The organism is Flavobacterium suaedae, from assembly GCF_014642915.1.
GTDB lineage: Bacteria > Bacteroidota > Bacteroidia > Flavobacteriales > Flavobacteriaceae > Flavobacterium > Flavobacterium suaedae.
This window is the reverse complement of record NZ_BMJE01000003.1, coordinates 349437-370316: the sequence shown is the minus strand read 5'-3', so window position 1 is coordinate 370316 and position 20880 is coordinate 349437. Positions and strand designations below refer to the sequence as shown.

Here is a 20880-nt window from a genome sequence, read left to right as displayed (position 1 = left end):
TAACGGTTTTTTTATGGTAGACAGTAAACAGGCTTTTGCGGATTATTTAATTAAAGAGAAAAATTATTCTCCGTTAACGCTGCGCGCCTATACGGATGATGTCACTGCTTTTGAGGTGTTTATACAAAAAGATGATGAAGGTGCTGTTCTGGAAGAGGTTGTATACAGTCAAATACGTAGTTGGATTGTAGAATTGGTAGAAAGCGGAATTTCTAATACATCAGTAAACAGGAAAGTAGCGTCATTAAAATCATTTTATAAATTTTTACTTCGTTCAAAACAAATAAAGTCCAATCCCTTACAGCGACATAAAGCCCTTAAAACAGAAAAAAAGGTGCAAGTTCCTTTCTCAGAAAAAGAACTTAAAGATGTTATTGAAAAAAATGACTATCCTGATGATTTTGAAGGCGTTCGAAACAGATTGATAATAGAGTTGTTTTATACTACCGGTATAAGGCGTGCAGAACTTATTAATTTAAAACTTAATAGTTTTGATAAATCGACTAACACCCTTCGTGTATTAGGGAAGAGAAATAAAGAACGTATTTTGCCTGTTTTGGGCTGTACTATGGAGTTGCTGCATAATTATTTGCTAAAACGCAATACGCTTAATGAGGTGAATGATTCGGCTATTTTACTGCTCAATAATAAGGGAAATAAATTAAGCGAATCTTTTGTTTATAGGTTAATAAATTGTTACTTTAGTGTTGTCTCCGGGAAGGTTAAAAAGAGTCCGCATGTGCTTAGGCATACTTTCGCAACGCATCTTCTTAACAACGGGGCAGATTTAAACTCAGTAAAAGAATTATTAGGGCACGCGAGTTTAGCATCTACACAAGTTTATACACACAGCAGTTTGGCTGAACTTAAAAAAGTGTATGGGAAGGCGCACCCTCGAAACCGTAATAATTCATAATGTTTAACTATAAACGATTTATGATTATGAAAGTAAATGTTCATGCAGTCAACTTTAGTGCTGACAGAAAGTTAGTTGGTTTTGTTCAGGCAAGATTAGATAAGCTGGAAAAGTATTATGATAAAGTTGTAAATTCTGATGTTTTTTTTAAAGTTGATAATACCAATGGTAAAGAGAACAAAATAGCGGAAGTTAAGGTAAATGTGCCGGGCAATGAATTTATTGTAAAAAAGCAATGTAAAACATTTGAAGAAGCAGTGGACTTGGCTGCGGAATCTATGGAGCGTTTATTAGTTAAAAGAAAACAGAAGATAAGAGCTAAAGCATAATGATAAAAATTTTATAAAAAATGTTTTGATTAAAAAATAAAATCTATACATTTGCAGTCCGTTAGAAATAGCGGGCTTTTTTTATATTCTAGTTGCCGGTGTAGCTCAGCTGGCTAGAGCAGCTGATTTGTAATCAGCAGGTCGTGGGTTCGAGTCCCTCCATCGGCTCAAGGTTTTTTGACAGTAACAGAATATTTTAAAGGTTTGGGGAGATACTCAAGCGGCCAACGAGGGCAGACTGTAAATCTGCTGGTTTTCACCTTCGCAGGTTCGAATCCTGCTCTCCCCACAAATCTTTAAGAAAAAGAAAAGCTAAATGGCATTGCCGGTGTAGCTCAGGGGTAGAGTGCTTCCTTGGTAAGGAAGAGGTCACGGGTTCAAATCCCGTCATTGGCTCAAGTTTAGTAAAATTTGAACACTAATTATATAACTAAGATTAAATTATTAAATCATGGCAAAGGAAACTTTTGATCGTTCCAAACCCCACTTGAATATTGGTACTATTGGACACGTTGACCACGGAAAAACAACTTTGACTGCTGCTATTACTAAAGTATTAGCTGATGCTGGTCTTTCTGAGGTGAAATCATTTGATCAGATTGATAACGCTCCTGAAGAGAAAGAAAGAGGTATTACAATTAATACATCACACGTAGAATATTCAACTGCTAACCGTCACTATGCACACGTTGACTGTCCAGGTCACGCCGATTACGTTAAGAACATGGTAACTGGTGCTGCTCAGATGGATGGTGCAATTCTTGTTGTTGCTGCTACTGATGGACCAATGCCACAAACTCGTGAGCACATACTTTTAGGTCGTCAGGTAGGTGTACCTAGAATTGTTGTGTTTATGAACAAAGTGGATATGGTTGATGATGCTGAGCTTCTTGAGCTAGTTGAAATGGAAATCAGAGATCTACTTTCATTCTATCAGTATGACGGTGATAACGGTCCTGTTGTTCAAGGTTCTGCACTAGGTGCACTTAACGGAGAGCAAAAATGGGTTGACACTGTAATGGAGCTTATGGAAGCAGTTGATAACTGGATTGAACTTCCTAAGCGTGATGTTGATAAAGACTTCCTTATGCCGATAGAAGATGTGTTTACTATTACTGGTCGTGGTACTGTTGCTACAGGTCGTATAGAAACAGGTGTTGCTAACACAGGTGATGCTGTTGATATCATTGGTATGGGTGCTGAGAAATTAACATCTACTATTACTGGTGTTGAGATGTTCCGTAAAATACTTGACAGAGGTGAAGCTGGAGATAACGTTGGTCTACTTCTTCGTGGTATCGATAAGTCTGATATCCGTCGTGGTATGGTAATCTGTAAGCCAGGTTCAGTTAAGCCACACGCTAAATTTAAAGCTGAGGTTTATATCCTTAAGAAAGAAGAAGGTGGACGTCACACTCCATTCCATAATAACTACCGTCCTCAGTTCTACGTACGTACAACTGACGTAACAGGTACTATTTCTCTACCTTCAGGTGTTGAGATGGTAATGCCAGGTGATAACCTTACTATTGAGGTTGAATTACTTAGCCCGGTTGCACTTAGTGTAGGTCTACGTTTCGCTATCCGTGAAGGTGGTAGAACTGTAGGTGCAGGTCAGGTAACTGAAATCTTAGACTAATCTCATAGATTTATATAAATATAAAAGCCAGTATTTTTTACTGGCTTTTAATAAACGGGTGTAGTTCAAGGGTAGAATAGCGGTCTCCAAAACCGTTGATGGGGGTTCGAATCCCTCCACCCGTGCAAAAAAGGTAATACAATGAAGGTTACTAGTTATATATCGGAGGCTTTTACAGAGTTGAAAGATAATGTTACATGGCCAGAATGGTCTGAGGTGCAGCGTTTAACAATAATCGTTGCTGTATTTTCAATTATATTTGCTTTGCTTACCTTCGGTGTAGACCGTGGGTTTGAGGTAATAATTGAAAAGGTATATGCTTTCTTAAATAAATAATTTTATTGAAATGACTGATAATAGTGTGAAAAAATGGTACGTGGTAAGAGCAGTAAGCGGTCAGGAAAATAAAGTTAAAAATTACATAGAAACAGAAATAAGTAGACTTGGTATGTCTGATTATTTATCTCAGGTACTTGTTCCTACAGAAAAAGTAGTTCAAGTTCGTGACGGTAAAAAAATCAGTAAAGACAGGGTTTACTTTCCTGGCTATGTAATGGTTGAAGCTAACTTAACTGGTGAAGTTCCTCACGTTATAAAATCTGTTTCTGGTGTAATTGGTTTCCTTGGTGAGACTAAGGGAGGGGATCCTGTACCTCTTCGTGAATCAGAAGTGAACAGGATGCTTGGTAAAGTAGATGAATTGTCTGTTAAAACAGATAATGTTGCTATACCATATACTGCTGGCGAAACAGTAAAAGTTATAGATGGTCCGTTTAACGGATTTAACGGTACTGTTGAGAAAGTAAATGATGAAAAACGTAAGCTTGAAGTAATGGTGAAAATATTTGGAAGAAAAACACCACTTGAGCTAAGTTTTATGCAGGTAGAAAAAGTTTAAAATTTATTTGTTACATATATAAATCACATCGTTTGCTTCCATTGATGATGTGCTAAATCTTTTAAAGAAATGGCTAAAGAAGTTAGTAAAGTAGTTAAACTACAAGTTAAGGGAGGTGCTGCGAATCCATCGCCACCGGTTGGACCTGCTTTGGGGGCTGCTGGGGTTAATATCATGGAGTTCTGTAAGCAATTTAATGCCAGAACCCAAGATAAAGCCGGCAAAGTATTACCAGTACAAATTACTGTGTATTCAGACAAATCTTTTGATTTTGTTATTAAAACGCCTCCGGCTGCTGTACAGTTGCTGGAAGCTGCCAAGCTAAAGTCAGGTTCAGGAGAACCAAACCGTAAAAAAGTAGCAAGTGTTACTTGGGATCAAATCAAGACTATTGCAGAAGACAAAATGCCAGACTTAAACGCTTTCACTATTGAAAGTGCTATGAGTATGGTTGCCGGTACAGCAAGGTCTATGGGTATAACAGTTTCAGGGACATCTCCTTTCGAATCGTAAAAAGACAAAGTAGAAATGGCAAAATTGACAAAAAAACAAAAAGAGGCTGCTTCAAAAATTGACAAGAACAAGTTATACTCATTGAAAGATGCTTCTGCATTAATCAAAGAGGTTGCTTCTGCAAAATTTGATGAGTCTATAGATATCGCTGTTCGTTTGGGTGTAGATCCTAGAAAAGCGAACCAAATGGTAAGGGGTGTTGTAACACTTCCTCACGGTACAGGTAAGGATGTTAAAGTTCTTGCTCTTGTAACTCCGGATAAAGAAGAAGAGGCTAAGGCTGCTGGTGCTGACTATGTAGGTCTTGATGAGTATCTTCAGAAAATAAAAGACGGTTGGACAGATGTTGATGTTATCATCACTATGCCAAGCGTTATGGGTAAGCTAGGTCCTTTAGGTAGAATATTAGGTCCTCGTGGTTTAATGCCAAACCCTAAAACAGGTACAGTTACTATGGATGTAGCTAAAGCTGTAGGTGAAGTTAAAGCTGGTAAAATTGACTTTAAAGTTGATAAAACCGGTATCGTTCATGCTGCAATCGGTAAAGTATCATTTGATGCTGAAAAAATTGCTGATAATGCAAATGAGATAATTCAAACATTGATTAAATTAAAACCAACTGCTGCAAAAGGTACTTACATAAAGAGTATGTATATGGCAAGTACCATGAGTCCGGCTATTGCTTTAGACCCTAAAGCGGTATAATTGGTAGTTAAAATTATATATTATGACAAGAGAAGAAAAATCTAACGTTATTGAAGATTTAACTGCACGACTAGCCGCTACTAATGTTATATACATAGCAGATATATCTGGTCTTGATGCAGAAGCTACTTCAAACCTTAGAAGAGCTTGTTTTAAAGCTAATGTAAAGTTAGAAGTAGTTAAGAATACTTTGCTAAGCAAAGCAATGGAGTCTTCTGAAAATAATTACGGAGAGCTACCATCTATTCTTAAAGGAAACACTTCTATTATGATTGCAGATACAGGTAATGTTCCTGCAAAAGTTATAAAAGAATTCCGTAAAAAATCTGATAAGCCTCTATTAAAAGGAGCTTATATTGATGAGGCTGTTTTCATTGGTGATAACCAACTTGAAACTCTTGCAAGCATCAAGTCTAAGGAAGAAGTTATTGGCGATATTGTTACTATACTACAATCTCCTGCTAAAAACGTTGTTTCTGCACTTAAGTCTGGTGGTGGTAAAATTGCAGGTCTTATTAAAACATTATCTGAGAGAGAAGGATAATAACAAAGCGAGTACGCACTTAATAAATTATATATTACAAACTATTTAAATCGATAGAAAAATGGCAGATTTGAAACAATTCGCAGAGCAGTTGGTTAACCTAACAGTTAAAGAAGTTAACGAACTAGCTGAAATATTAAAAGAAGAATATGGTATTGAGCCTGCAGCTGCTGCTGTAGCTATGGCTGGTCCTGCTGCTGGCGGAGAAGCCGGTGCAGCTGAAGAGCAAACTGAATTTACAGTTGTTCTTAAAGAAGCTGGTTCTTCTAAACTAGCTGTTGTAAAAGCAGTTAAAGAACTTACAGGTGTAGGTCTTAAAGAAGCTAAAGACTTAGTAGACGGAGCTCCAACAAACATCAAAGAAGGTGTATCTAAAGATGAGGCTGAAGGTCTTAAAAAATCTCTAGAAGAAGCTGGAGCTGTAGTTGAGCTTAAATAAGCTTTTTATAGTTAAAAATTACAGGTTTAGGCCTTGAGAAGACTCTCAAAGGCCTAAACCATTTTTCGTATAATAATATTTTATACGTTTTCTTTATTATTATTTTAATCAAAATTTTGTCCATTGATGATAACAAATCAGACTGAAAGATTAAATTTTGCCTCGACAAAAAATATCCCTGATTATCCGGACTTTCTTGACATTCAAGTAAAATCGTTTAAGGATTTTTTCCAGCTTGAAACAAAATCGGATGAGAGAGGCAACGAAGGTCTATACAATACCTTCATGGAAAACTTTCCGATTACTGATACCAGAAATCAGTTTGTACTGGAGTTTCTAGATTATTTTGTAGATCCGCCTCGTTATACAATTGAAGAGTGTATAGATAGGGGGCTTACATATAGTGTACCGCTTAAAGCAAGGCTAAAACTATACTGTACAGACCCTGAACATGAGGATTTTGAAACAATTGTACAGGATGTATATTTAGGAACAATTCCATACATGACTCCTAGTGGTACCTTTGTTATCAATGGTGCAGAACGTGTAGTTGTATCTCAGCTTCACAGATCTCCGGGTGTATTCTTCGGTCAGTCTTTCCACGCAAACGGGACAAAATTATACTCAGCCAGGGTAATACCTTTTAAAGGTTCTTGGATAGAATTTGCCACGGATATTAATAGTGTAATGTATGCGTATATTGACAGGAAAAAGAAACTTCCTGTTACAACATTATTCAGGGCTATCGGTTTTGAAAGGGATAAGGATATCCTTGAAATATTTGACCTTGCTGAGGAGGTAAAAGTTTCTAAAACAGGACTAAAAAAATATATAGGCAGAAGACTTGCTGCACGTGTTCTTAACACTTGGCACGAAGACTTTGTTGATGAAGATACCGGAGAGGTAGTATCTATAGAGCGTAATGAGATTATATTAGACAGGGATACATTAATTGACAAAGACAATGTGGAGGAAATCCTTGAAGCTAATGTAAAAACAATACTGCTTCATAAAGAAGATAACAATCAGGCAGATTATGCCATTATCCATAATACATTACAAAAAGACCCTACTAACTCTGAAAAAGAAGCAGTAGAGCATATTTACCGTCAGCTTCGTAATGCAGAACCGCCAGATGAGGAAACGGCTCGCGGTATTATAGATAAACTGTTCTTTTCAGACCAACGTTATAACCTTGGCGAAGTAGGACGTTACAGAATGAATAAAAAACTTGGTCTTGATATTACTATGGATAAGCAAGTGCTTACCAAAGAAGATATCATTACCATTGTAAAATATTTAATTGAGCTAATTAACTCAAAAGCTGAAATTGATGATATTGACCACTTATCTAACCGTCGTGTAAGAACAGTAGGTGAACAATTATCAGCTCAGTTTGGTGTAGGTTTAGCACGTATGGCAAGAACCATCCGTGAGCGTATGAATGTTAGAGATAATGAGGTATTTACCCCAATTGACCTGATTAACGCAAAAACCCTGTCATCAGTAATTAACTCATTCTTTGGTACAAACCAGTTATCACAGTTTATGGATCAAACCAATCCACTTGCTGAGATAACACACAAAAGAAGATTATCAGCATTAGGTCCCGGTGGTCTTTCGAGAGAGAGAGCAGGTTTCGAGGTTCGTGACGTTCACTATACACACTATGGTCGTTTATGTCCTATCGAAACACCTGAAGGTCCGAACATTGGTCTTATATCATCTCTTGGGGTTTACGCTAAAGTAAATAATATGGGCTTCATCGAAACACCATACCGTAAGGTAACAGAAGGTGTAGTAGATTTAAAATCTGAGCCTATTTACTTAAGTGCAGAGGAAGAAGAAGGTAAGATGATTGCTCAAGCAAACATTGAGCTGAATGGTGAAGGAAAGATAGATTCAGACAGAGTTATTGTTCGTGAAGAAGGTGACTTCCCTGTAGTTGAACCAACCGACGTACATTATACAGACGTTGCACCTAACCAGATTGCTTCGATATCAGCATCACTTATTCCATTCCTGGAACACGATGATGCGAACCGTGCACTGATGGGATCGAACATGATGCGCCAGGCAGTACCATTATTACGTCCTGATGCACCAATTGTAGGTACAGGTCTTGAGCGTCAGGTAGCTTCAGATTCAAGAGTACTTATAAATGCTGAAGGTGATGGTGTTGTTGAGTATGTTGATGCGAACAAGGTTACTATAAAATATGACAGAACTGATCGTGAAAGAGCTGTAAGCTTTGACAATGATGATAAAACATATCAACTAATCAAGTTCAGAAAAACCAACCAGGGTACAAGTATTAACCTTAAGCCTGTTGTAAGAAAAGGTGACAGAGTTAAGAAAGGACAAGTGCTTTGTGAGGGTTATGCAACTGAAAACGGAGAACTTGCTCTTGGTCGTAACCTGCAAGTGGCATTCATGCCTTGGAAAGGTTATAACTTTGAGGATGCGATTGTAATTTCTGAAAAAGTAGTTAGAGATGATATCTTTACTTCTATTCACGTTGATGATTATACACTTGAAGTAAGAGATACAAAACTTGGTAACGAAGAACTTACTAACGATATACCAAACGTAAGTGAGGAAGCTACTAAAGATCTTGATGAGAACGGTATGATTAGAATAGGTGCCGAGGTTAAGCCCGGCGATATTCTAATTGGTAAGATTACTCCAAAAGGAGAATCTGACCCAACGCCGGAAGAAAAATTACTTCGTGCAATATTTGGTGATAAAGCCGGTGATGTAAAAGATGCATCATTAAAAGCATCTCCATCATTACGCGGTGTAGTATTAGATAAAAAATTATTTGCTCGTGCTGTGAAAGATAAGCGCAAGCGTACTAAAGATAAAGATGATTTAGCGAAGCTTGAAATGGAGTTTGAAGTTAAGTTTAATGAACTTAAGGACAGACTTATTGAAAAGTTATTTGTTATTATAAACGGTAAAACATCTCAGGGTGTACTTAACGACCTTGGTGAAGAAATACTTCCAAAAGGTAAGAAGTTCACTCAAAAAATGCTTTATGCAGTTGAAGATTTCGCTCACTTAACGAAAGGACAGTGGACAACGGATGACGAAACCAATGCAATGGTTAACGACCTTATCCACAACTATAAAATTAAGCTGAACGACCTTCAGGGAGCATTAAGAAGAGAGAAGTTTACTATTACAGTAGGAGATGAACTTCCGTCAGGAATATTAAAACTTGCTAAAGTTTACATTGCTAAAAAACGTAAACTGAGAGTGGGTGATAAAATGGCGGGTCGTCACGGTAATAAAGGTATTGTTGCAAAAATTGTTCGTCAGGAAGATATGCCGTTCCTTGAGGATGGAACTCCTGTAGATATTGTACTTAACCCACTAGGGGTACCATCTCGTATGAACATCGGTCAGATATACGAAACCGTATTAGGTTGGGCAGGTCTTAAATTAGGGAAGAAATTTGCTACCCCAATTTTTGATGGTGCTTCACTTGACCAGATAAATGAATTAACTGATGAGGCAGGTATACCAAGATTTGGGCATACTTACCTATATGATGGAGGTACAGGAGAACGTTTCCACCAGGCGGCTACAGTAGGTGTAATTTATATGCTTAAACTGGGTCACATGGTAGATGATAAGATGCACGCACGTTCTATTGGTCCTTACTCACTTATTACGCAGCAACCTCTTGGTGGTAAAGCACAATTTGGTGGTCAGCGTTTCGGAGAGATGGAGGTTTGGGCTCTTGAAGCTTATGGTGCATCCAGCACGCTTAGAGAGATACTTACCGTTAAATCGGATGACGTTATTGGTAGAGCTAAAACTTACGAGTCTATCGTTAAGGGTGAAACTATGCCGGAACCAGGGCTTCCGGAATCTTTCAACGTGTTAATGCACGAACTGAAAGGTCTTGGCCTTGACATCAGATTAGAAGAATAAAATTTCCACACAGGATTGGCGCTTATTGTGCTAATCCTCTTTATAGTGTTTTAATAAATCGATAGATCTATATCATGACTAGATTAAAAGATAAGAATACCGTTAAAAGATTTAACCAAATCTCTATAGGCCTTGCGTCTCCGGAGTCTATTTTGGCTGAGTCAAGAGGTGAGGTTCTTAAACCGGAAACCATTAACTATCGTACCCATAAACCGGAGAGAGATGGCTTATTTTGTGAGCGTATCTTTGGTCCGGTAAAAGATTTTGAATGTGCCTGTGGTAAGTATAAAAGAATCCGTTATAAAGGGATTGTTTGTGACCGATGTGGTGTTGAAGTTACGGAGAAGAAAGTTCGTCGTGACAGAGTAGGGCATATTAACCTTGTTGTACCTATTGCACATATATGGTACTTCCGTTCGTTACCAAACAAAATTGGTTATATACTAGGACTTCCGTCTAAAAAACTGGATATGATTATATACTATGAAAGGTATGTAGTTATACAGCCGGGTATTGCTAAAAACCCTGACGGTGAAGAACTAAACAGATTAGACTTTTTAACAGAAGAAGAATATTTAAATATACTTGATACACTACCAATGGAAAACCAGTATCTTGATGATACTGACCCTAACAAGTTTATAGCTAAGATGGGTGCGGAGTGTATTATGGAGTTATTACAGCGAATTGATTTAGATCAACTTTCGTATGACCTTCGTCACAGTGCTAATACTGAAACGTCTAAACAACGTAAAACAGAAGCACTTAAAAGACTACAGGTTGTAGAAGCATTCCGTGAGTCTAACATGAACAGAGAGAACCGTCCTGAGTGGATGATTCTTAAAGTTATACCTGTTATACCACCGGAACTTCGCCCATTAGTACCACTTGACGGTGGACGTTTTGCAACGTCTGACCTTAATGACCTTTACAGAAGGGTTATTATACGTAACAACCGTTTAAAGCGATTAATGGAAATTAAAGCGCCGGAAGTAATTCTTCGTAATGAGAAGCGTATGCTACAGGAATCTGTAGATTCACTTTTCGATAATACAAGAAAAGCTTCTGCGGTTAAAACAGAATCAAATAGACCATTAAAATCATTATCTGATTCATTAAAAGGTAAGCAAGGACGTTTCCGTCAAAACCTTCTGGGTAAACGTGTGGATTATTCAGCACGTTCGGTAATTGTTGTTGGACCTGAAATGAAACTTTATGAATGTGGTCTTCCAAAAGATATGGCTGCTGAGCTGTATAAACCATTCGTTATCCGTAAACTGATAGAGCGTGGTATTGTAAAAACAGTTAAGTCGGCTAAGAAAATTATAGACAAGAAAGAGCCTGTAGTTTGGGATATCCTTGAAAATGTAATTAAAGGACACCCTGTACTACTTAACCGTGCTCCTACGCTTCACCGTTTAGGTATTCAGGCATTCCAGCCTAAACTTATAGAAGGTAAAGCTATCCAGTTACACCCATTGGCATGTACGGCATTTAACGCCGACTTTGATGGTGACCAGATGGCGGTACACCTTCCGTTAGGACCTGAAGCCATATTAGAGACGCAGTTATTAATGCTGGCTTCGCACAACATACTTAACCCTGCAAATGGTGCTCCTATTACGGTACCATCTCAGGACATGGTGCTTGGTCTTTATTATATGACTAAAGAGCGTTTATCTACAGATGAAGTTAAAATTAAAGGAGAAGGGCTTACATTCTACTCAGCAGAAGAGGTTAACATTGCTATTAACGAAGGCAGACTGGACCTTAATGCACGTGTAAAAATCAGAGCTAAAGACTTTAATGATAAAGGAGAGCTTGTATACCAAATTATAGAAACTACAGCGGGTAGAGTACTATTTAACGAAGTAGTACCGGAAGCTGCAGGGTATATAAACGCAGTACTTACTAAAAAATCATTAAGAGATATTATCGGTAATATATTAGGTGCTACAGATGTACCTACTACCGCTGCATTCCTTGATAACATTAAGGATATGGGATACCACTTTGCATTCCGCGGTGGTCTTTCATTCAGTTTAGGTGATATTATTATACCGGGAAGAAAACAAGAACTTATTGAAAGCGCAAATGAGCAGGTAGAAGGTATTACCATGAACTATAACATGGGGCTTATTACCAACAACGAGCGTTATAATCAGGTTATTGACGTTTGGACTTCTACTAATGCAATGCTTACAGAGCTTGCAATGAAGAACATTCGCGAAGACCAGCAAGGATTTAACTCGGTGTTCATGATGCTTGACTCGGGTGCGAGGGGTAGTAAAGAGCAGATACGTCAGCTTACAGGTATGCGTGGTCTGATGGCGAAACCTAAAAAATCGACTGCCGGTGGTGGTGAGATTATTGAAAACCCAATTCTTTCTAACTTTAAAGAAGGTCTTTCAATTCTTGAATACTTTATCTCTACTCACGGTGCTCGTAAAGGTCTTGCGGATACGGCTCTTAAAACTGCCGATGCAGGTTACTTAACAAGAAGGCTTCATGATGTAGCACAAGATGTTATTGTAAACGAGGAGGATTGTGGTACATTACGTGGTATAGAAGTTACAGCGCTTAAAAAGAACGAAGAGATTGTTGAAACTCTTGGTGAGAGAATTTTAGGACGTGTAGCGTTACATGATATTGTAAACCCATTAACTTCAGAAGTAATTGTACGTTCTGGAGAGCATATAACTGAAGCTGCAGTAAAAGCGGTAAACAAAGCTCCACTTGAAAAAGTAGAAGTACGTTCGCCACTTACTTGTGAGGCTACTAAAGGTATTTGTGCTAAGTGTTACGGGCGTAACCTTGCAACAGCTAAAATGACACAAAGAGGTGAGGCTGTTGGTGTAATTGCAGCACAATCTATTGGTGAGCCGGGTACACAGCTTACACTACGTACCTTCCACGTTGGGGGTACTGCAGGTAACATTTCAGAAGAGTCTAGTATCATCACTAAATTTAAAGGTAGACTGGAAATAGAAGACCTTAAAACAGTAGTAGGTGAAGACAGCGAGGGTAAAAAAGTAGATATTGTTATTTCTCGTTCTACTGAATTGAAACTTGTTGATGAAAATACAGGAATTGTACTAAATACACACAATATACCTTACGGTTCTAATATTTATGTTAAGAATGGAGAGGTGGTTAGTGAAGGTACTACTATATGTAAGTGGGACCCTTATAACGGTGTAATTATATCTGAGTTTACAGGTAAGATTGCTTATGAAGATATCGAACAAGGACAATCGTTTATTGTTGAAATTGATGAGCAAACAGGATTCCAGGAAAAAGTAATCTCAGAATCAAGAGCTAAGAAATTAATACCTACGTTATTAATCTACGGTAAAGATGGAGAGCTTATCCGTTCATACAACTTACCGGTAGGTGCTCACCTTATGGTAGATGACGGAGAGAAAATTAAAGCAGGTAAAGTACTTGTTAAAATACCAAGACGTTCATCTAAAGCAGGTGATATTACTGGTGGTTTACCAAGAATTACAGAGCTTCTTGAAGCACGTAACCCAAGTAACCCGGCAGTAGTATCAGAAATTGATGGTGTAGTATCATTCGGTAAAATTAAGAGAGGTAACCGCGAAATCATTATCGAATCTAAGTTTGGTGAAATCAAGAAATATCTTGTAAAACTATCTAACCAGATATTAGTACAGGAAAATGACTACGTAAAAGCAGGTATGCCACTTTCTGATGGTGCTATTACTCCTGAAGATATATTAAGAATACAAGGACCATCTGCAGTACAGCAGTATCTTGTAAACGAAATTCAGGAAGTATACCGATTACAAGGTGTGAAAATTAACGATAAGCACTTTGAAGTTGTTATCCGCCAGATGATGCGTAAAGTAAAAGTACAAGATCCGGGAGATACAATTTTCCTAGAAGACCAGCTAATACATACCAGAGACTTTATTGTTGAAAACGACAGGTTATACGGTATGAAAGTAGTTGAAGATGCAGGAGATTCTGATAACCTGAAAGCAGGGCAAATTATTTCGCCACGTGAACTTAGAGATGAAAACTCTATGCTTAAGCGAAATGACAGAAACCTTGTTGTAGCAAGAGATGTTATTGCTGCTACAGCAACGCCAATGCTACAAGGTATTACAAGAGCATCGCTTCAAACTAAGTCATTCATATCGGCAGCATCGTTCCAGGAAACTACTAAGGTTCTTAACGAAGCAGCAGTAGCCGGTAAGATTGATACACTTGAAGGTCTTAAGGAAAATGTTATTGTAGGACACAGAATACCTGCAGGTACAGGTATGAGGGATTATGATAACATTATTGTAAGCTCTAATGATGAATTAACAGATTTATTAACTCCTTCAACAGAGGAAGTAAACTTTCAATAACAATGAGTGATAATAAACAGCAGCCGGGACAAATTAATATTGAACTGGACGAAAAAACAGCAGAAGGGACATATTCTAACCTTGCAATTATAAACCACTCTGCCTCAGAATTTGTGGTAGATTTCGTGGCGATGATGCCGGGAGCACCAAAGGCTAAAGTTAAATCGCGAATTGTTTTAACGCCGCAGCATGCAAAAAGGCTGCTAAAAGCACTAAATGATAACATCAGTCGTTACGAGAGTAACCACGGTGCTATAAGTGACACTGAACAGCCTTCAATGCCATTAAGTTTCGGTCCTGCCGGACAGGCGTAATATAAAAAGTAAAACCCACTCATTTGAGTGGGTTTTTTTATACTACAAAATTGTAATATCTATAATATTGTCCAGCCAATAGCCGTGTTAACTGTGTTTCGGGCTATGTCTATCATTGAGTTTATTGCTGATTGTACAGCAAGTAAGCCCAGTCCTTCAATAGTTAAAAATACCATTCGCATAGAGTTAATCTGTAAATTCATATGTAATTTAGCTTGTTCCTCGTTTATGGTATTTTTTAGTTTTAATTTGGCTATCAGTTTAACGTTGTCCAAAAAAGATTTTAACTCTTTTTCAGCATAAGGTTTTACTTCTTTCCAATAATCAGAAAACTCTGTTTTTGCTACTCCCAGCATATCTTTGAGCATTTTTTTAAAATCGACTTGTTCCATATCTTTTTAGTTTGTTTTACCTTGTTTCTTTGCCATTTGTAATTTAACTAATGCAATAAATGATGTGTTAAATGCAGACTTTATAATATTTAATTCTTCTAAACTGTTAATTTTTTGTTTGTGTAGTGACTCCAATGTATCATACGAACTTTTCAGAATTGCTATATGATTAATTGTAATTTGATTTTTATCAATAGCATTAGCTCGTATTTCTAAGGTATTAAGGTCAGCCCTTACTTCCTGATAAAACTTTTTGTAGTTTTCATAGTTATCTTTTCCAATCTCATCTTCAAGTTGAGATAGAACAGTTGATGTCTTTTCTTGTAATTCGGTTATTTTTTTGTCAGTGATTTCATCATATTCACTGATTAGTGTGACTTTGCATGAAAAGAGAATACCTAAGGATAGTACAAGAAGCCATCGTTTTTTAAATAGTACTAGTTTTTTCATAATTTATGTTTTACGTTGATTATGATAAACTTACAAAAAATGTGTTGAGTCAAGTAGCGTATTTTCCGCAATAATCCAAAGCAAGTATTTTCCCCATTCCATAATATTTATGTAATTTTGAGGTTCACTAAAAACGACTTCAATTCTAATTTATGTCCGGTATAATTCAGTTACTTCCTGACCATGTTGCCAACCAAATAGCTGCCGGAGAAGTAGTACAACGTCCCGCTTCGGTAGTAAAAGAGTTATTAGAAAATGCTGTTGATGCACGTTCTACCGAAATTAAACTGGTAGTAAAAGAAGCAGGGAAAACTCTTATACAGGTTATTGATAATGGTATAGGAATGGGCGTTACCGATGCCCGCCTGTGTTTTGAGCGCCATGCTACCAGTAAAATACGCCATGCAGAGGATTTATTTGCATTACACACCAAAGGTTTCAGAGGGGAAGCGTTGGCTAGTATTGCCGCTATTGCCCATGTGGAGCTAAAAACCAGACAGGAACAGGAGGAACTGGGTACACATATAGTAATTGAAGGTAGTAAATTTGTAAGTCAGGATGTGGCAGTAGTGCCGAAAGGAACATCATTTTCGGTAAAAAACCTATTTTTTAATATTCCCGCCCGCCGTAACTTTTTAAAGTCAGATAATGTAGAGTTTCGCCATATAGTCGATGAGTTTGAACGGGTAGCATTGGCACATCCTAATATATCTTTCATACTATATCACAACGGTAGCGAAATGTTCAATTTACCTGCTGCAAACTATCGTCAGCGAATTGTTGGTATATTCGGTTCGCGTACTAATGAGAAACTTGTACCTATAGAGGAAACTACCGAGATAGTAAAGCTTCACGGGTTTGTGCTAAAACCTGAGTTTGCTAAAAAGAGTAAAGGGGAGCAGTTCTTTTTTGTAAATAACCGATTTATAAAAAGTGGCTACCTGCACCATGCCGTTATGGCAGCTTATGAAGGCTTACTGAAAGATGGTTGTCAGCCGGGCTATTTTATTTATCTCGACTTACCACCAAATAATATTGATATTAATATACACCCTACTAAAACTGAAATTAAGTTTGATGATGAGCATGCGCTATATGCCATATTGCGCTCTGCAGTAAAGCATAGCTTAGGGCAGTTTAATGTAGCGCCTGTACTTGATTTTGATAGGGATGCCACGCTTGATACGCCGTATGACTACCAAAGTAAAGGGGTAAGCATGCCTACAGTAGAGGTAGACCGTACGTTTAATCCGTTTGCAGATGATAATGATGCCCCACAATCGAAAAGGTCTTCATCATCGGGTGGCGGTAATAGTTTTTCAAGAAGGCAGGAAAAAAATGCTTCTTGGGAAAGCCTTTACACAGGACTAATGCCTGCCAAAGAGGATATTGAAGGCATGAATTTTGAGATGGAAGAAGTTACCGGTTCGTTGTTTAATGAAAATGAAGTGGAGCACCCGGAGCATAAAACCTATCAGATACATAAAAAGTATATTGTAAGCCCTATAAAATCGGGTATGATTATAATTAATCAGGAAAGAGCGCATCAGCGTATTTTGTATGAGCAATTCCTGAGAAATATAACAGTACAGCAAGAAGCGAGTCAGCAATTGTTATTTCCTTTAGTATTGGAGTATAATAAAACAGAAATTGACTTGATTACTGAAATGCAACCTGCTTTAGAAAATACAGGTTTCGTATTCGATGCTGTTAAAGATGATGAGATTGTGATTTCAGGTTTGCCAATAAATGTATCTGAAGGCGAAGTTACTGTACTGCTGGAAGAGTTAATACGCGATTTACAGCAGGAAGTACCTGATAGTAGTTTTAGCCAGAATGACAGTATAGCAAAATCGATGGCCAAAAGCCTGTCTGTAAAAACAGGAACATTATTAACTGAAAGAGAGCAGGAGGGTATTGTAAATTCGTTATTTGCATGTAAAGAGCCTGATGTGTCGCCTTTTAATAAACCCACTTTTATAACAATGAGTGTGGAAGATTTAGATAAACGCTTTTCTATATGATGCGAGTTACAGAAACTGTTAAGCAGTTGATTATTATAAATATTATTTTCTTTATAGGGACTTATATTATAGGTCCTGAAATAGCTTATAAATATTTAGCACTACATTTTCCTAAAAACCCGGACTTCAAACCCTGGCAAATAGTAACGCATATGTTTATGCATGGCGGTATTATGCATATTCTTTTTAATATGCTTGGTATATGGATGTTTGGTAGTGCTTTAGAGCAGCTTTGGGGTACAAAAAAGTTTTTATTTTTTTATTTTTCGTGTGGGCTAGGAGCTGCACTATTACATATAGGAGTAAACTATTACTCGTATTATCAAGCTATTGAAGCACTTACACAAAATGGATTTATAGAAAGTGATATACTTTCGATTTTAAACCAAGGAAAGTTTGATACACGTTGGGAAGAATACTTATCTCAGGGAAGGTTAAATAATTTTATAGACACTTATATAGGTCCTATGTTGGGTGCATCAGGAGCATTATATGGTATACTTGTTGCGTTTGCTTTTATGTTCCCCAACGCTTCATTAATGTTAATATTTTTACCAATACCTATTAAAGCTAAATATTTTGTGCCTGGACTGTTATTAATGGATTTATTTTCAGGTTTACGCGGTCAGTCTATATTTAGTAGTGGAAGTGGAGACGGTATTGCACATTTTGCACACTTGGGTGGAGCATTAATAGGCTTTTTAATGATGTGGTATTGGAAGAAAAATCAGTTTAATAATAATCGTTGGAATTAATAATGGGACTTTTAGACGATTTAAAATTACAGTATAAAGCAGGTGGAATAACCCAAAAACTTATATTTTGGAATGTGGGACTTTTTATAATCCCTCTTGTTATATTTAGTCTGCTGTCATTATTTAATGTAAATGTACTTTTCCTGAGATGGGATATAGCAGGGACTGATGACTGGTTAAGCCTTTCTTCTGTTCCGGCTGATTTATTATGGAAACCTTGGTCGCTTATTACATATTCTTTTTTACATGCAGGGTTCTTACATCTTTTATTTAATATGATGGTATTGTACTTTTCAGGGCGACTTTTCCTTACATTTTTTACCCAAAAACAAATGTTTGGGTTGTATATACTTTCTGCTGTTTTTGCAGGTCTTGTATATATAGTTAGCTATAATACTATTCCTTTATTTACCCATTTAGGCTACGGTAAAATGGTAGGGGCATCAGCAGCTATAATGGCTATACTGGTAGCTACAGCAGTATATTCACCCCACTATCAGGTAAGGTTAATGCTTATAGGTACTGTAAAGTTGTGGCATATAGCAATAGTATTTATACTACTGGACTTAATTAATGTTTCTGTAGAAAATCAAGGAGGACATATGGCGCACCTTGCCGGGGCTTTATTTGGGTATTTATATATTAAAGCGCTACAAAATGATAAGGATTTAAGCAAAATAGTGTCAAACGTTATCTTATTTTTTGAAAATTTATTTAAGCCCGGAAAGAAGACTTCGCATAACTTTAAAGTACACAGAAATACTAAGAAGAAGAAAACTGTTACAAACCCTACAAGCAGAGGAACACAGGCAAAAAATGTAACACAACGACGCATAGATGATATACTTGATAAAATAAGTAAATCAGGGTATGAAAGCTTAACAAAAGAAGAAAAAGAATTTTTGTTTAAAGTTGGCAAATAATAAATAGCTTTGATGCGTTATAAAGCAAAATTGCTGTAAGGTGTTATGAAAAAACTATCTTGGTTTAATAAGCTAATGTTCTTTTTCAATATGGTGTTAACCATACTTACTTTCATTGCTTATATTTTACCTTTTTTGGCACCAAAGCTTTTCCCTATACTGTCTGTATTTACTTTAGGCTTACCCTTACTGTTAGTGTTTAACTTTCTGTTTTTTACATACTGGTTACTACAGTTTAAAAGGCAGATGTTACTTTCCGGCATAGTCTTATTATTAGGAATTACTTTTATCAATAAGTTTTATAAGTTTTCTGAAACAGTATTGCCTCAGGATAAGGAAGATTTTACATTAATGAGTTACAATGTACGTTTGTTTAATTTGTACAGGTGGTTGCCCGGAGATGCACTGGAAAATATAAAACTGTTTGTAAAAGATAATGAGCCGGATATAATATGCTTTCAGGAATATAAAACTTCGGATGAAGCTCATTTTAATGAGTATAAATACTCATTTTTAAAAGAGAATGAGTATAAAATGGCACAGGCTATTTATTCTAAATATCCTATAATTAATACAGGAGATTTAAAATTTCCTAATTCTAATAATAATGCTATTTATGCAGATATAAGGAAAGGTAATGACACTATTAGAGTGTATAGTATACACATGCAGTCTATTAGGATAAGTCCTGATATTAATGAAACTATAGATGAAGAAAAATCAAAAGTTATTTTTAACAGGCTTAGTAAAGCTTTTGCCAAACAACAACTACAGGCGGAAATGATAGAAAAACACAGAAGTGCATGTAGTTATCCGGTTATTATTTGTGGTGATTTAAATAACAGTGCATTTTCTTATGTGTATCGTGTTATAAGGGGGGATATGAATGATGCCTTTGAAGAAGTAGGGGGCGGTTTCGGAAAATCATATAACTATAAATATTATCCTGCCAGAATAGATTATGTTTTCGCAGATGAACAATTTACAGTAAAAGAGTTTACTACTTTTAACTCTTTTGTAAATTCAGATCATTTTCCCGTAATAACCCGCCTTTCTATTGAGGCTGAAAAACAAGAATAATTAATTACGGTAGTTTTTGTTCTTTAAGGTAGTCTAAAGCATAACGCCCTTCATTAAAAAGTAAATCCAGTATACTCAGGTTATTTAAGTAACCATGCTTATCATTAAATACTTGGGTGTAAGCATCAAATTCAGAAGTGTCTTTTTTACCATTAGTTAAAAAGCGATAGTCTTTCATGTTCTCCACTTCATGGAAATATTCTTCAGTTTTATCAAAAGAAATACTAGTTCCTAAACACTCGGCTACAATATCAAGGATTTCAAAATTTAAATCCATCATAAAAGTGTGCTTTTTCTCAAAAATAGGGCGTATATCGTCTTCAAAATATTCAAAGAAGGGCGAGGTTCGGTAAGCAGCTTCAAGTGACTTAAAATGCTGTTTTTGCCAGTCAAAAGCCCACTCTATTTTAGTATCCTTAAACTTTTGTCTTTCACCTTTACTATGCTTAACAGGAATATTAAGCAATTGTATACCGTTAGGGCTATATATGTACATCCTGTTCCTATTAGTTTGCTTTTGAAAGTTGTCTTCAACCTCAAAAGTTATTTTTTCTGCTTGCACCATTGCGACAAAGTGACTAATAGAAGGGAAGTAAGTAGGGTGTAGTAGAATGTGCATTTGTAAAAGCGTTTAAAATTAT

General features: G+C 36.8%; 19 protein-coding genes and 4 tRNA genes. 20 read left to right on the top strand and 3 right to left on the bottom strand.

Going from position 1 to position 20880, the window contains the following annotated elements:
* Window positions 1-13 precede the first annotated feature (13 nt).
* The 16 genes from IEW45_RS07640 to IEW45_RS07565 all read left to right on the top strand — a co-directional run bounded on the left by IEW45_RS07640 (window position 14) and on the right by IEW45_RS07565 (window position 14615).
* Window positions 14-916, top strand: a complete 903-nt coding sequence (locus IEW45_RS07640; protein WP_188620636.1) for a tyrosine-type recombinase/integrase — start codon at window positions 14-16, stop codon at window positions 914-916.
* A 26-nt stretch (window positions 917-942) separates the two neighbouring features.
* Window positions 943-1245, top strand: a complete 303-nt coding sequence (gene hpf, locus IEW45_RS07635; protein ID WP_188620635.1) for a ribosome hibernation-promoting factor, HPF/YfiA family — start codon at window positions 943-945, stop codon at window positions 1243-1245.
* Window positions 1246-1339: 94 nt separating this feature from the next.
* A tRNA-Thr gene (locus IEW45_RS07630) sits at window positions 1340-1413 on the top strand.
* Between the two features lie 38 nt (window positions 1414-1451).
* Window positions 1452-1534, top strand: a tRNA-Tyr gene (locus tag IEW45_RS07625).
* Between the two features lie 35 nt (window positions 1535-1569).
* Window positions 1570-1641 (top strand) — tRNA-Thr (locus IEW45_RS07620).
* Between the two features lie 55 nt (window positions 1642-1696).
* Window positions 1697-2884 carry an elongation factor Tu gene (gene tuf / locus IEW45_RS07615; protein ID WP_188620634.1) on the top strand — a complete coding sequence of 396 codons (1188 nt, stop codon included), beginning with the start codon at window positions 1697-1699 and terminating at the stop codon, window positions 2882-2884.
* A gap of 54 nt (window positions 2885-2938) precedes the next feature.
* Window positions 2939-3009: transfer RNA gene (locus IEW45_RS07610), tRNA-Trp, on the top strand.
* A gap of 16 nt (window positions 3010-3025) precedes the next feature.
* Window positions 3026-3220, top strand: coding sequence for a preprotein translocase subunit SecE (secE, locus tag IEW45_RS07605; RefSeq protein ID WP_188620633.1), 195 nt, complete (start codon window positions 3026-3028; stop codon window positions 3218-3220).
* A gap of 10 nt (window positions 3221-3230) precedes the next feature.
* A complete protein-coding gene (gene nusG, locus IEW45_RS07600) occupies window positions 3231-3782 on the top strand; it encodes a transcription termination/antitermination protein NusG (protein ID WP_188620632.1) in 552 nt (183 codons plus the stop codon).
* Window positions 3783-3851: 69 nt separating this feature from the next.
* The gene (rplK, locus tag IEW45_RS07595) at window positions 3852-4295 is read left to right on the top strand and encodes a 50S ribosomal protein L11 (RefSeq protein WP_188620631.1); all 444 of its coding nucleotides are present in this window, start codon (window positions 3852-3854) and stop codon (window positions 4293-4295) included.
* A gap of 15 nt (window positions 4296-4310) precedes the next feature.
* A complete protein-coding gene (rplA, locus tag IEW45_RS07590) occupies window positions 4311-5000 on the top strand; it encodes a 50S ribosomal protein L1 (RefSeq protein ID WP_188620630.1) in 690 nt (229 codons plus the stop codon).
* A 22-nt stretch (window positions 5001-5022) separates the two neighbouring features.
* Window positions 5023-5544 (top strand): 50S ribosomal protein L10, encoded by a 522-nt coding sequence (gene rplJ / locus IEW45_RS07585; protein WP_188620629.1) that lies wholly within the window; start codon window positions 5023-5025, stop codon window positions 5542-5544.
* A gap of 61 nt (window positions 5545-5605) precedes the next feature.
* Window positions 5606-5983 (top strand): 50S ribosomal protein L7/L12, encoded by a 378-nt coding sequence (gene rplL, locus IEW45_RS07580; protein ID WP_188620628.1) that lies wholly within the window; start codon window positions 5606-5608, stop codon window positions 5981-5983.
* Window positions 5984-6109: 126 nt separating this feature from the next.
* The gene (gene rpoB, locus IEW45_RS07575) at window positions 6110-9922 is read left to right on the top strand and encodes a DNA-directed RNA polymerase subunit beta (RefSeq protein ID WP_188620627.1); all 3813 of its coding nucleotides are present in this window, start codon (window positions 6110-6112) and stop codon (window positions 9920-9922) included.
* Window positions 9923-9996: 74 nt separating this feature from the next.
* Entirely contained in the window at window positions 9997-14301 is a 4305-nt protein-coding gene (gene rpoC / locus IEW45_RS07570; RefSeq protein WP_188620626.1) for a DNA-directed RNA polymerase subunit beta', read from the top strand.
* Between the two features lie 2 nt (window positions 14302-14303).
* Window positions 14304-14615, top strand: a complete 312-nt coding sequence (locus IEW45_RS07565) for a DUF3467 domain-containing protein (protein WP_188620625.1) — start codon at window positions 14304-14306, stop codon at window positions 14613-14615.
* A gap of 59 nt (window positions 14616-14674) precedes the next feature.
* Here IEW45_RS07565 and IEW45_RS07560 read toward each other — a convergent pair whose 3' ends face one another.
* Both IEW45_RS07560 and IEW45_RS07555 read right to left on the bottom strand, forming a co-directional pair.
* Window positions 14675-15007, bottom strand: a complete 333-nt coding sequence (locus tag IEW45_RS07560) for a hypothetical protein (RefSeq protein ID WP_188620624.1) — start codon at window positions 15005-15007, stop codon at window positions 14675-14677.
* A gap of 6 nt (window positions 15008-15013) precedes the next feature.
* Window positions 15014-15457, bottom strand: a complete 444-nt coding sequence (locus IEW45_RS07555; protein ID WP_188620623.1) for a hypothetical protein — start codon at window positions 15455-15457, stop codon at window positions 15014-15016.
* A 152-nt stretch (window positions 15458-15609) separates the two neighbouring features.
* Here IEW45_RS07555 and mutL point away from each other — a divergent pair, with 152 nt between their 5' ends.
* From mutL to IEW45_RS07535, 4 genes are read left to right on the top strand one after another with little or no spacing between them, the layout of a single operon-like run.
* Window positions 15610-17481, top strand: coding sequence for a DNA mismatch repair endonuclease MutL (gene mutL / locus IEW45_RS07550; RefSeq protein ID WP_188620622.1), 1872 nt, complete (start codon window positions 15610-15612; stop codon window positions 17479-17481).
* Window positions 17478-18236 carry a rhomboid family intramembrane serine protease gene (locus IEW45_RS07545; protein ID WP_188620621.1) on the top strand — a complete coding sequence of 253 codons (759 nt, stop codon included), beginning with the start codon at window positions 17478-17480 and terminating at the stop codon, window positions 18234-18236. Before mutL ends, IEW45_RS07545 begins: the two co-directional genes overlap by 4 nt.
* Before the next feature lie 2 nt (window positions 18237-18238).
* On the top strand, window positions 18239-19159 hold the full coding sequence (locus tag IEW45_RS07540) for a rhomboid family intramembrane serine protease (protein ID WP_188620620.1): 921 nt from the start codon (window positions 18239-18241) through the stop codon (window positions 19157-19159).
* A gap of 45 nt (window positions 19160-19204) precedes the next feature.
* Entirely contained in the window at window positions 19205-20239 is a 1035-nt protein-coding gene (locus IEW45_RS07535) for an endonuclease/exonuclease/phosphatase family protein (RefSeq protein ID WP_188620619.1), read from the top strand.
* 4 nt (window positions 20240-20243) lie between these two features.
* Here the strand turns inward: IEW45_RS07535 and IEW45_RS07530 are convergent, their stop codons facing one another.
* Complete coding sequence (locus tag IEW45_RS07530) at window positions 20244-20858, bottom strand: WbqC family protein (protein WP_188620618.1); 615 nt, start codon at window positions 20856-20858, stop codon at window positions 20244-20246.
* Window positions 20859-20880: the final 22 nt, after the last annotated feature.